The 10,677-nt window shown below is 45.9% G+C and carries 13 protein-coding genes, 1 tRNA gene and 1 pseudogene; 5 read left to right on the top strand and 10 right to left on the bottom strand.

What is annotated here, in order from left to right:
* The 3 genes from ACTHSN_RS04005 (at position 1) to ACTHSN_RS03995 (ending at position 1,873) form a co-directional block, all read left to right on the top strand.
* Positions 1 to 75, top strand: a tRNA-Gln gene (locus ACTHSN_RS04005).
* Positions 76 to 251: 176 nt separating this feature from the next.
* Positions 252 to 1,235: a ribose-phosphate pyrophosphokinase gene (locus ACTHSN_RS04000; protein ID WP_107723665.1), complete on the top strand. Its 984-nt coding sequence runs from the start codon at positions 252 to 254 to the stop codon at positions 1,233 to 1,235.
* Between the two features lie 65 nt (positions 1,236 to 1,300).
* On the top strand, positions 1,301 to 1,873 hold the full coding sequence (locus ACTHSN_RS03995) for a 50S ribosomal protein L25/general stress protein Ctc (RefSeq protein WP_070461775.1): 573 nt from the start codon (positions 1,301 to 1,303) through the stop codon (positions 1,871 to 1,873).
* Positions 1,874 to 1,981: 108 nt separating this feature from the next.
* On the opposite strand, the gene hscB is transcribed toward ACTHSN_RS03995, so the two are convergent.
* Positions 1,982 to 2,482 carry a Fe-S protein assembly co-chaperone HscB gene (hscB, locus tag ACTHSN_RS03990; protein ID WP_070461776.1) on the bottom strand — a complete coding sequence of 167 codons (501 nt, stop codon included), beginning with the start codon at positions 2,480 to 2,482 and terminating at the stop codon, positions 1,982 to 1,984.
* A 79-nt stretch (positions 2,483 to 2,561) separates the two neighbouring features.
* On the opposite strand from hscB, the pseudogene ACTHSN_RS03985 reads away from it, so the two are divergent.
* Positions 2,562 to 2,784, top strand: a pseudogene (locus tag ACTHSN_RS03985) (alternative ribosome-rescue factor A).
* Here ACTHSN_RS03985 and iscA read toward each other — a convergent pair.
* The 8 genes from iscA to iscR form a co-directional block, all read right to left on the bottom strand.
* Entirely contained in the window at positions 2,744 to 3,064 is a 321-nt protein-coding gene (gene iscA / locus ACTHSN_RS03980) for an iron-sulfur cluster assembly protein IscA (RefSeq protein WP_063075834.1), read from the bottom strand. The pseudogene ACTHSN_RS03985 and the gene iscA sit on opposite strands and share 41 nt — an antisense overlap.
* 68 nt (positions 3,065 to 3,132) lie before the next feature.
* Positions 3,133 to 3,378 (bottom strand): recombinase RecA, encoded by a 246-nt coding sequence (locus ACTHSN_RS03975; protein WP_070461779.1) that lies wholly within the window; start codon positions 3,376 to 3,378, stop codon positions 3,133 to 3,135.
* Positions 3,379 to 3,634: 256 nt separating this feature from the next.
* Positions 3,635 to 4,021 carry a Fe-S cluster assembly scaffold IscU gene (gene iscU, locus ACTHSN_RS03970; protein WP_070461780.1) on the bottom strand — a complete coding sequence of 129 codons (387 nt, stop codon included), beginning with the start codon at positions 4,019 to 4,021 and terminating at the stop codon, positions 3,635 to 3,637.
* A gap of 68 nt (positions 4,022 to 4,089) precedes the next feature.
* Complete coding sequence (locus ACTHSN_RS03965; protein WP_256388723.1) at positions 4,090 to 4,218, bottom strand: hypothetical protein; 129 nt, start codon at positions 4,216 to 4,218, stop codon at positions 4,090 to 4,092.
* Positions 4,219 to 4,408: 190 nt separating this feature from the next.
* Positions 4,409 to 5,011 carry a Fic/DOC family protein gene (locus ACTHSN_RS03960; protein WP_070461783.1) on the bottom strand — a complete coding sequence of 201 codons (603 nt, stop codon included), beginning with the start codon at positions 5,009 to 5,011 and terminating at the stop codon, positions 4,409 to 4,411.
* Between the two features lie 4 nt (positions 5,012 to 5,015).
* Positions 5,016 to 5,438: a hypothetical protein gene (locus tag ACTHSN_RS03955; RefSeq protein WP_225905478.1), complete on the bottom strand. Its 423-nt coding sequence runs from the start codon at positions 5,436 to 5,438 to the stop codon at positions 5,016 to 5,018.
* 106 nt (positions 5,439 to 5,544) lie between these two features.
* Positions 5,545 to 6,759 (bottom strand): IscS subfamily cysteine desulfurase, encoded by a 1,215-nt coding sequence (locus ACTHSN_RS03950; protein WP_440365094.1) that lies wholly within the window; start codon positions 6,757 to 6,759, stop codon positions 5,545 to 5,547.
* Between the two features lie 51 nt (positions 6,760 to 6,810).
* Positions 6,811 to 7,257 carry a Fe-S cluster assembly transcriptional regulator IscR gene (gene iscR / locus ACTHSN_RS03945; protein WP_003746476.1) on the bottom strand — a complete coding sequence of 149 codons (447 nt, stop codon included), beginning with the start codon at positions 7,255 to 7,257 and terminating at the stop codon, positions 6,811 to 6,813.
* A 359-nt stretch (positions 7,258 to 7,616) separates the two neighbouring features.
* Here iscR and ACTHSN_RS03940 point away from each other — a divergent pair, with 359 nt between their 5' ends.
* The gene (locus ACTHSN_RS03940; protein ID WP_070838113.1) at positions 7,617 to 8,789 is read left to right on the top strand and encodes an alpha-hydroxy acid oxidase; all 1,173 of its coding nucleotides are present in this window, start codon (positions 7,617 to 7,619) and stop codon (positions 8,787 to 8,789) included.
* A gap of 61 nt (positions 8,790 to 8,850) precedes the next feature.
* Here the strand turns inward: ACTHSN_RS03940 and dsbD are convergent, their stop codons facing one another.
* Complete coding sequence (dsbD, locus tag ACTHSN_RS03935; RefSeq protein ID WP_440365093.1) at positions 8,851 to 10,656, bottom strand: protein-disulfide reductase DsbD; 1,806 nt, start codon at positions 10,654 to 10,656, stop codon at positions 8,851 to 8,853.
* Between the last annotated feature and the right edge of the window lie 21 nt (positions 10,657 to 10,677).

Here is a 10,677-nt window from a genome sequence, read left to right as displayed (position 1 = left end):
GGGGAGTCGTCAAGCGGTTAAGACACTGGATTTTGATTCCAGCATGCGAAGGTTCGAATCCTTCCTCCCCAGCCAAATAAAAGCGTGTAAGTTCTCTTACACGCTTTTTTACGCTAAGAGCAAAATAACGCTGAAAAACTTTTTTTTACCCGTCTTTACGCGTATAATCGCGTAATTAGTGTCTTAGACATAGGGCAAAGGGAAGCGTAATGTTTTCTGCGCGTAAATCAAATCTAGAATCAGGTGAAGATATGGCCGCTTATGACAGTTTAATGGTGTTTACCGGTAATGCAAATCCGGAATTGGCGCAACGTGTTGTCAAACATTTGGATATTTCACTCGGTGAAGCCACTGTTTCCAAATTCTCTGATGGCGAAGTAGCCATTGAATTGTTGGAAAATGTGCGTGGTCGCGATGTGTTTATTTTGCAACCTACCTGCGCGCCAACCAATGACAACCTGATGGAAATTTTGACGATGGCTGATGCACTTAAACGTGCTTCTGCCGGTCGTATTACTGCCGCGATTCCTTACTTTGGCTATGCGCGTCAAGATCGTCGTCCTCGCTCTGTCCGTGTGCCGATTTCTGCTAAATTAGTGGCAAATATGTTGTACTCAGCAGGTATCGACCGCGTATTGACTGTTGACTTGCATGCTGATCAAATTCAAGGTTTCTTCGATATTCCGGTAGATAATATTTACGCTACCCCGATTTTGTTGAACGATATTAAACAACAGCGCATTGAGAACCTGACTGTTGTCAGCCCTGACATTGGTGGTGTTGTACGTGCACGTGCTGTTGCTAAATCTTTAAATGCTGATTTGGCGATTATCGACAAACGTCGTCCTAAAGCCAATGTGGCTGAAGTGATGAACATTATTGGCGATATTCAAGGCCGTACTTGCTTGATCGTAGATGATATGATCGATACAGCAAACACCTTGTGTAAAGCAGCCGTTGCCCTGAAAGAGCGCGGTGCAGATCGTGTACTGGCATACGCCAGCCATGCAGTATTCTCCGGTGAAGCAGTGAATCGAATTGCTTCTTCCGAAATTGACCAAGTAGTTGTGACAGATACGATTCCGTTGTCTGAAGCAGCTAAAAAATGTGAACGCATCCGTCAAGTTACTATTGCCGGTTTGCTGGCTGAAACGGTACGCCGTATCAGTAATGAAGAATCTGTCTCATATCTTTTCAATGAAGATGTGATGACTGGCGGCATGTTGCTGCCATAACCCGATGTCGTCTTAAGCTGGTCGCGGCCGATGACGACGATTTTATCTAAATTGGAGTATTAAACATGACTTACGAAATTCAAGCCTCTGTTCGCGAAGCCCAAGGCACTGGTGCGAGCCGCCGCCTTCGTCGCGAAGGCCAAATCCCTGGCATCCTGTACGGTGAAGGTCAAGAGCCTGTTGCTATCGCTGTAGACCACAAAACTGTATTCTACGCATTGGAAAAAGAATCTTTCCATACTGCTTTGATTAAACTGTCTTTGAACGGTGAAACTAAAGACGTTATCGTGCGTGACTTCCAAATGCACCCATTCCGTCGCGAAGTTCAACACATCGACTTCCAAGCTGTAAAAGCTGATCAACCTGTACGCATCCGTGTTCCTCTGCACATTGTTAACGCTGAAAACTCTCAAGCTGTTAAATTGCAAGGTGGTCGCGTATCTCTGTTGAACACTTCTGTTGAAGTAGTTGCTTTGCCTGCAAACATTCCTGCTTTCTTGGAGTTGGATTGTGCATCAGTAGTTGCCGGCGACATTCTGCACTTGTCAGACGTCAAATTGCCAGAAGGTGTTGAAAGCGTTTCCCTGAAACGTAATGAAAACCTGGCTGTTGCTACTGTTACCGGTAAAAAACGCTAATCGGTAGTTAATATAAGAAAACCGTATCAGATTTATCTGATACGGTTTTTGTTTTACATATAAAATCATTTGTTATAAAACTTGGGTAAACGTAACAGCATATGTACTTTATAAAATTGAAGCAATTTCATTGCGAAGTTTATTAAGAAAGCGGCCATGCCGTACCCATTGTGCGGCTGATTCATAATCCTGTTGTTCAAATGCTTGTTGTAAATCTTGATATAGGCTGCTTTGTACTTCTTGAATTTCTTGATCCAGTGCCCGGATGGCATCATGGTTTTGTTCTATTTGTGCATCCATCAATGTTTCCCGCCATTCCATTTGCTGCATGAGGAATTCTGGTGAAAACGAAGTGTGTTCAGGTGCATCAGCATCGATATTTTGGCTTTTCAAGAGATAAGCAGCCCGATCAATAGGACTTTTTAATGTGCGGTAGGCATCATTAATTGTAGAAGACATCATAACGGCTTGTTTCTGCTCAAAAGCTGAAGCAGAAGCAAATTTATCAGGATGAAATCGGGCAGCTAAAGCCCGATAGCTTTGTTCGAGTGCTTCGGTATCAATATTGAAAGATGGCTCAAGCTGGAAGAGGTTGAAGTATTGAGACATGATATTAAAGGAAAAAATCTAAAGAAGAGGATTATTTTACGATATAATCCGGAAACTGTTTATATGAAAGGAAAACAATATGACCGGTAAGGTGCAACACAATAAAGGCAAAATACGAGACAATACCTTAAAAGCCTTAGTCAAATCTGATTTGTTCCGACACAAAGTAGAACGAAAAAGAAAAGGCAAGGGTAGCTATAATAGGCAAGAAGCCAAAAAATGGCGGGATGGTTTTGATACTTTCCCGCCATTTTTTATATTTTAAACGTGGAAGCTCTCACCGCAGCCGCAAGAGTCTTTGACATTTGGATTTTCAAATTTGAAACCTTCCTGCAAACCTTCTTTAGTGTAATCAACTTGCGTGCCGTCTAGATAAACCAAGCTTTTCGGATCGATATAAACTCGTGCGCCGTGTTCTTCAAAAATCAGGTCATCCTCGTTCACTTCATCGACAAATTCAAGGTTGTATGCCATGCCTGAGCAGCCGCTGGTTTTGACACCCAAGCGCACGCCCAAGCCTTTGCCGCGTTTGGTCAAGTAGCCGTTGATGTGTTTGGCTGCGTTTTCTGTGATGGTAATCATGCTTTTTTCCTCATTTCGCAATCATTTTCTGTTTTGTCTGCTTTTTATTTCAGACGGCCTCTTGATTTTCAGGCCGTCTGAAAACGCTGTTTTGCCCACTCTATTGCGGTGGCAATGGTAGTTTTTGCCTGCGGACTGTTTTTCCAACAGGTCGAGCCGGTCAATTGTGCGCCCTGTTCCAAAATATCGTCTAAATCCGCAACCGCCAAAGTGGCAATATCATCCAATCCCATTTGCTGCAAACGCTGCAATATGGTTTTACCTATGCCTTTGACAGCAAGTAGGGATTGGACTTCTTTATCAGTAAAAGGCATATCGTCTTCTTTGATTTTGCAGGTATAACGACTAAATATAAGCTGTAGCTTATTGCCCTCTCCCTAACCCTCTCCCGTGGGGAGAGGGGATAGATTGGCAGGTAATCCCAAACTTGGTAGCAACTTCAAAACGATTAAGTTTCTGTACAGTTGGTTTTGTCTCACAAAAGAAGAGGGGGGAAACCATTAGATTTGCTTTTCTCGAAGATTCGCCGGGAATCTTGGGCACCTGCCGATAAGGGTTCGTTAAATCCGGTTATTTGTTTTCCTGACGTTTGCGATAGTCTGCAACGGCCGCTTTTACCGCATCTTCAGCCAAGATGGAGCAGTGGATTTTAACTGGAGGTAATTCCAACTCTTCGGCAATTTCGCTGTTTTTGATTGCCAGTGCATCGTTAAGGCTTTTGCCTTTAACCCACTCTGTGATCAGACTGGAAGAAGCGATGGCGGAGCCGCAGCCGTAAGTCTTGAATTTTGCATCTTCGATAATACCCTCATCGTTTACTTTGATTTGCAGACGCATTACGTCACCGCAGGCCGGAGCACCGACCATGCCGGTACCGACAGATTCGTCGTTTTTGTCGAAAGTGCCGACGTTGCGGGGGTTTTCGTAGTGGTCGATTACTTTATCGCTGTATGCCATGATGTGGTTTCCTTTGTGTTTTTAGTGGTGTAAATGGTTTGTTTACGAATATTCAGACGGCCTGAAGTTTAGATTTTGCATGCGCCGCCTTCGCAGCCGTCATCATTCTCTGAATCAACGCCGCCTTCTACGGTAACGTCGTCAAAATCTTCGAGCAGGTTGTCGAGATTGTCGAGGTCGATTTCTTGTTCGTTCATGGGTTGTATCCTTGATTCTAATGTGGTGGCTTTTAGGTCGTCTGAAAAGGCCTTTGGGGATTTTCAGACGACCTTTTTTTATTTATAGGTAGGTTGGGTTATTAAACTCAACATTTCAGGCGCTTTAATAGACTCGTTGGGTTTCCAACCCAACCTACGCTTGCTTAAAATATCGTGGTTTGTTGATGTTTTAGTCGTCTGAAAAAGACGATTGTTCTAAATTTTCTAAAATTAGGCGTGCCAATAAGCTGCTATCGACATGGTATGCCTGAATACAGGCTTGAATCATTTGTTCGGCAGAGATATTTTGCCAATGTATCTGCAAACCGTTTTTCATTGCCAATTGCGTCATAAACAGGCGCAATGTTCTGCCGTTTCCTTCACGAAAAGGATGTAGGACGTTCAACTCGCCCAAATAATAGGCCACACGCTCGGCGAATTTATCTTTATCCAACCCCCGCAAATAGTTTTCGCTTTGCAGCTTCTCCAAAAGTGTACGGCTTTCGTTTTCGATAAAAGCAAAATTGGCAAATCGGGTATTACCTTTGGAAATATCAATTCGCCGGATTTCTCCTGCCCAATCATAAACATTGCCAAACAGTTTGCGATGAATGGTCTGTAAATGCGCCAAATCGAAATTGCCTGTAATGGGTTGCAAAAGCAGATTTTGGGCGGAAATAGCAGAAATGTCTCTTTCGACCTTTTCTAATTTAAGTGGATCTTGAATGGCTAATTTATTTCTAAATACACCATCATTCATATAGATTATGTCTTCACCACCGTATTTACTCATTTTTTTAGAACCTTTGTTTAATTTTTCTTATTTCTTTCTCAATATTTGTTTTACCAATCTTTAGAAGTTGCATTGCATATTGAGTTTGTCGACTAATTTCTAAATTCTCCATTTTCCATGAACCAGTGATATCATCAACATCTTTTGTCCAATGATCTTCAATAGTTAACCATTCCAAACTTCCTTTATCACGATCAATAATATCAAGATGATGTCCTCCTTGATAAACAAAAATGTTTTTACTCTTAAATAAGGAAGAGAATTTATTGAATATAGATCGATTGTATTCAATAACAGATAAAGCAAATTCAATATCTTTTTTTAATACGTCTAAATCTTGTTCATAATCTAAGTCAAATTGTTCAAAATATTTTCCATAAATAATACGTTTATAACCATTTGGCAAATTAATAATTTTAACTTTCATGGTATTCTTTCTATGAAAATAGCATACAAGACTGTCTATAAAAAGTGTTTTACTGTATTCAAAAATCAGACTCACTTTCTTAGACAGCCTTTGTTTGACATCAATCTTAATGCGCTGCCCATTCAATCGAGTTCAAATCAATCCCGTCTTTGAACATTTCCCACAGCGGCGACAGTTCGCGCAGTTTGCCGATTTTGGATTTGATCAGTTCTGCCGCAAACTGCACTTCTTCTTCGGTGGTCATGCGGCCGAAGGTGATGCGCAGGGAGGAATGTGCCAATTCGTCGTTGCGGCCGAGTGCGCGTAAAACGTAGCTTGGCTCAAGGCTTGCGGAAGTACAGGCGGAGCCGCTGGATACGGCGAGTTCTTTCACTGCCATAATCAGGCTTTCGCCTTCGACGAAGTTGAAGCTGACGTTTAGGTTGTTCGGAGCGCGGTGTTCGAGGTCGCCGTTGATGTAGACTTCTTCAATGCCTTCGATACCTTTGAGGAAGATATCGCGCAGTTTCAAGTAGTGCGCAGTGTCTCGTGCCAATTCTTCTTTGGCAATGCGGAAGGCTTCGCCCATGCCGACGATTTGATGGGTCGGTAATGTGCCGGAACGGAAACCGCGTTCGTGACCGCCGCCGTGCATTTGGGCTTCGAGACGCACGCGTGGTTTACGGCGTACATACAGGGCGCCGATGCCTTTAGGGCCGTATACTTTGTGGCCGGACATAGACAACAAATCAACTTTGGCTGCGTCAACGTCGACAGGCACTTTGCCGCATGCTTGTGCTGCGTCAACGTGGAAAATGATTTTGCGTTCGCGGCAGATTTCGCCGATGGCAGGAATATCTTGAACCACGCCGATTTCGTTGTTTACCCACATGACGGAAACAAGGATGGTGTCTTCGCGGATGGCGGCTTTTAGTACGTCTAAATCAACCAAGCCGTTTTCTTGTACGTCCAGATAAGTTACTTCAAAGCCTTGGCGTTCGAGTTCGCGCATGGTGTCGAGCACGGCTTTGTGCTCGGTTTTGACGGTAATGAGGTGTTTGCCTTTGGTTTTGTAGAAGTTTGCCGCGCCTTTGATGGCAAGGTTGTCGGACTCGGTCGCGCCGCTGGTGAAGATGATTTCTTTGGGGTCGGCGTTAATCAGGGCAGCGATGTCGGCACGGGCTTTTTCGACGGCCTCTTCTGCTTCCCAGCCGAATGCGTGGCTGTTGGAAGCGGGGTTGCCGAAGGTTTCGGTCAGGTAGGGAATCATTTTTTCGGCAACGCGTTTGTCAACGGGGGTTGTAGCGGCGTAGTCGAGGTATACAGGGGTTTTGACGGTCATGGTTTGCTCTTTCGTTTGGTCATCTGCCTGCGGTCTTTGCCGTAGGTCGGTTTAATGAATGTGTGTAAAGGTAACGACATGACTGCTGTCGCTGCAGTTTTTTTGTTCAATGATGCTTTGCAGCGTAACGCCGCTGAGGTAGTCATTGATGGTTTTGTTTAAGTTTTCCCAAAGGTCATGGGTCAGACAGGGGGCGCCGTGGTGGCAGTTTGCTTTGCTGCCGCATTGTGTGGCATCCAGTCGGTCTTCGGCTGCGGAGATGATTTGTGCAATATTGATTTGCTCGGCGGGCGCGGCAAGGATGTAGCCGCCGCCTGGGCCGCGTAGGCTTTCAACCAATCCGGCACGGCGCAGCTTGCTGAATAATTGTTCGAGGTAGGAGAGCGATATGCTTTGTCGTTCGCTGATGGCACTGAGTTTGACAGCACCGGTTTGCGCGTTCATCGCCAAATCTATCATGGCGGTTACTGCAAATCGCCCTTTGGTAGTCAGTCTCATGGTGTGGTTGCCTGTGTGGGGCGTTTTTATTAGTGGGGGAATTGTCTAATATCTGAGTGTTTCAGTCAAGTATGTGGCGGCTCGGTTTGATTGTTTGTTTAAATGGTGGCATGGGTTGATTTTTAAATCGGAAAATATTTTCTTTATTTTTCTGTAATTTGGATTTTAGGCCATCTGAAAAAAGGCTATCAACCCTACAAATGGCAGGGTTAAAATGTTTTGATTTAATATTGATACTGATATAGATTATCAAAATTATTCTTAAAATTTAGTTGTTTTGATGGAGCAAAGTGAAGGGTTGTTTGAAATGTTCAGACGGCCTGAACCATCCGTCTTTACCTTAACAGAGGCAATCGACAATGAAATGTGATTTAAGCAAAATAACCTGTATCGAAGACTTGCGCCTTGTTGCCAAACGTAAAATGCCGCGTATGTTTTATGACTATATCGATTCGGGCTCTTGGACAGAAACTACTTATCGTGAAAACACTTCGGATTTCAAAGACATCCGTTTCCGCCAAAAGGTATTGGTTAATATGGAGGGACGCAGTCTCGAAACCAAAATGATTGGGCAGGATGTGAAAATGCCGGTAGCGATTGCGCCGACCGGTTTTACGGGCATGGCGCACGCCGACGGTGAAATTTTGGCGGCACGTGCGGCGGAAAAGTTTGGTATTCCGTTTACGCTGTCAACCATGTCCATTTGTTCGATTGAGGATGTGGCTGAAAACACCAGCGCGCCGTTTTGGTTTCAGCTTTATGTGATGCGCGACCGCGAGTTTATGGAGAACCTGATTAAGCGTGCGAAAGATGCCAAATGTTCAGCTTTGGTATTGACCGCCGATTTGCAGGTTTTGGGTCAACGCCACAAAGACATTAAAAACGGCCTGTCTGCGCCGCCGAAACCGACCATTGCCAATTTAATCAATTTGGCGACTAAGCCGGAATGGTGCATGAAAATGCTGAACACGGAACGCCGCACCTTCCGCAATATTGTCGGACACGCTAAAAACGTCGGCGATTTGTCTTCGCTGTCTTCATGGACTTCCGAACAATTCGACCCGCGCCTGAGCTGGGACGATGTGGCGCGTATTAAAGATTTGTGGGGCGGCAAGCTGATTATCAAAGGCATTATGGAACCTGAAGACGCGGAAAAAGCAGCGAAAAGCGGTGCGGACGCATTGGTCGTTTCCAATCATGGCGGCCGTCAGCTTGACGATACTGTGTCTGCCATTAAGGCTTTGCCTGATGTGGTCAGCGCGGTGGGCAGCGACATCGAGGTTTGGATGGACAGCGGTATCCGCAGCGGTCAGGATATTTTGAAGGCTTGGGCTTTGGGTGCGAAAGGTACGATGATAGGCCGCGCGTTTCTGTATGGTTTGGGCGCCTATGGTGAAGAAGGCGTAACCCGTGCACTGGAAATTCTGTATAAAGAAATGGATATTTCTATGGCGTTTACCGGCCATCGCAATATTCAAGATGTGGATTCCAGCATTTTGCGTTCTACGCGTTGGCATCAAGATGAATTTTAATCTTTGAACATAGGAAAAGGCCGTCTGAAAATCTGTTTTCAGACGGCCTTTTCCTAGACGGCTATTTTTCGTTTTGGCGATACCATTCAATGAAGGCATCGGGTTTGACAAAGCCTAATAAGGGTTCGCTATGACTGCCGTCGGCGCGGACAACAAACACGCCCGGAGGGCCGAAGAGGCCGTATTCTTTCAGTAAGGCCTGATGGTCGGGAGTGTTGGCGGTTACGTCGATTTGGAAGAAGCGTTGCATATCGACTGCTTCGTGTACCTGCGGCTGGTTGAGCGTATAGGCGGCCATTTCTTTGCAGGATACGCACCAGTCGGCGTAGAAATCAATCAGCACGGGCTTGCTTGGGTCGGCTTTCAAGGCGGCATCCATAGCGGCTTTAAGTTCGCCGATATCGGTAAACATCTTGCCGTGGTCGGTTTCTTGGCCGGCTTCGGATGGAGGAACCAGCGTTAAGAAGTGGTGCAGGGTGGTGGTTTGTTTATTGAAGCTTTGCCAGCCAAACCACGAGCCGCCAATCAGCAGTAAAAAGCCCAATACGGCGGCAACTGTTTTCAGACGGCCTTTTTGTTTGCCGGATTTCGCCAAAAGCATCAGGGCGGGAACAATCATCAGCAAGGTGTAGAGGCCGACTACTGCGAAATAAGGCAGATGCGGTGTGGCAAGGTATACGGCAACGGCCAGCAGAATGAAGCCGAATGCGTATTTGATGCCGTTCATCCAGTCGCCTGCTTTAGGCAGGATATGGCCGCCGAATGTGCCGATGATGATGAGCGGTACGCCGGTGCCGAGTGCCAAGACATAAAGCGCAAGGCCGCCCAATACGGCATCGCCGGTTTGGCCGATATAGCCCAAAGCAAACGCCAGCGGAGGCGCAACGCACGGGCCGACAATCAGCGCAGACAAAATACCCATGATAAAGACGGAAACGATTTTACCGCCGGAGAGTTTGCTGCTTTGATTTTGGAAATAGGATTGGACGGAGTTGGGCAGCTGGATATTGAAGAAGCCGAACATTGACAGCGCCAATACCACCATCAACGCAGCGGCGGCAAGTACGACCCAAGGCTGTTGCAGCCATACGGTCAACAGCGCGCCTGTCAAACCGGCAATCACGCCGACCAAGGTATAGGTCAATGCCAAGCCTTGTACATACACCATCGACAAGGTGAACGCGCGGCCTTTGCCGGCTTTTTTATCGCCCACAACAATGCTGGAAACAATCGGCAGAAGCGGATACATACAGGCGGTAAAGCTTAAGCCCAAACCTGCGACAAAAAACGCCAATAGGTTGGCGTTTAAAGTATCCCAAGAGAGCTTGAAGCGGCTGCTGTCGGGATTGTTTGTACTGGGTTGGGCGGGCATTTGGCCGTCTGAAGAGGCGGATGGTTGCAAAAAGCGGTCTTTGGCAGAAACCGGCTCGTCGCTTTGAGGCTGGTAAACCCCGTTGCCTTTTACGTCAAATTCGGTGTCCACAGGCGGATAACACACACCCACTTCGGCACAGCCTTGATAAGTCAGCGTCAGTTTGTATTGCGGCGCGGCTTGTTTGTAAGGCAGGTCAACCTGTGCGGTATGGTGGTAAACCGTTTGTTTGCCGAAGAATTCGTCTTCTTTTTCTTCGCCTTTGCTGAATTTGGGTTCGGCCAAGACTTTGTCAGGATTGGTCGCTGCAACGATTTTGGACTGGTACATATAGTAGCCGTCAGCGATCTTGAACTGCACGCTGATGCCTTGATCGGTTACATTGACTTGAGGCACAAAGGCTTGCTCTGGAGGCAGCAAATCATTGGCATCTACTGCAAATGCGAAGCTGCTCAAGCCTAAAAATGCAATGAGGAAATAAAGGAATTTTTTCATAGTATCTACGGAGATGCCGTT

This window comes from Neisseria sp. P0009.S010 (assembly GCF_051958545.1).
GTDB lineage: Bacteria > Pseudomonadota > Gammaproteobacteria > Burkholderiales > Neisseriaceae > Neisseria > Neisseria subflava_A.
Note: the sequence above shows the minus strand (reverse complement) of the source record. Positions and strands in the feature narration are given on the sequence as shown.

What these genes read in the sequence shown, in the direction of transcription:
- ACTHSN_RS03950 (WP_440365094.1), bottom strand. Translation starts at nt 6,759, where the DNA reads ATGACCGTCAAAACCCCTGTATACCTCGACTACGCCGCTACAACCCCC.
- ACTHSN_RS03960 (WP_070461783.1), bottom strand. Translation starts at nt 5,011, where the DNA reads ATGAGTAAATACGGTGGTGAAGACATAATCTATATGAATGATGGTGTA.
- ACTHSN_RS04000 (WP_107723665.1), top strand. Translation starts at nt 252, where the DNA reads ATGGCCGCTTATGACAGTTTAATGGTGTTTACCGGTAATGCAAATCCG.
- ACTHSN_RS03975 (WP_070461779.1), bottom strand. Translation starts at nt 3,378, where the DNA reads ATGCCTTTTACTGATAAAGAAGTCCAATCCCTACTTGCTGTCAAAGGC.
- ACTHSN_RS03940 (WP_070838113.1), top strand. Translation starts at nt 7,617, where the DNA reads ATGAAATGTGATTTAAGCAAAATAACCTGTATCGAAGACTTGCGCCTT.
- hscB (WP_070461776.1), bottom strand. Translation starts at nt 2,482, where the DNA reads ATGTCTCAATACTTCAACCTCTTCCAGCTTGAGCCATCTTTCAATATT.
- dsbD (WP_440365093.1), bottom strand. Translation starts at nt 10,656, where the DNA reads ATGAAAAAATTCCTTTATTTCCTCATTGCATTTTTAGGCTTGAGCAGC.
- ACTHSN_RS03955 (WP_225905478.1), bottom strand. Translation starts at nt 5,438, where the DNA reads ATGAAAGTTAAAATTATTAATTTGCCAAATGGTTATAAACGTATTATT.
- iscR (WP_003746476.1), bottom strand. Translation starts at nt 7,257, where the DNA reads ATGAGACTGACTACCAAAGGGCGATTTGCAGTAACCGCCATGATAGAT.
- ACTHSN_RS03995 (WP_070461775.1), top strand. Translation starts at nt 1,301, where the DNA reads ATGACTTACGAAATTCAAGCCTCTGTTCGCGAAGCCCAAGGCACTGGT.
- ACTHSN_RS03965 (WP_256388723.1), bottom strand. Translation starts at nt 4,218, where the DNA reads ATGAACGAACAAGAAATCGACCTCGACAATCTCGACAACCTGCTCGAA.
- iscU (WP_070461780.1), bottom strand. Translation starts at nt 4,021, where the DNA reads ATGGCATACAGCGATAAAGTAATCGACCACTACGAAAACCCCCGCAAC.
- iscA (WP_063075834.1), bottom strand. Translation starts at nt 3,064, where the DNA reads ATGATTACCATCACAGAAAACGCAGCCAAACACATCAACGGCTACTTG.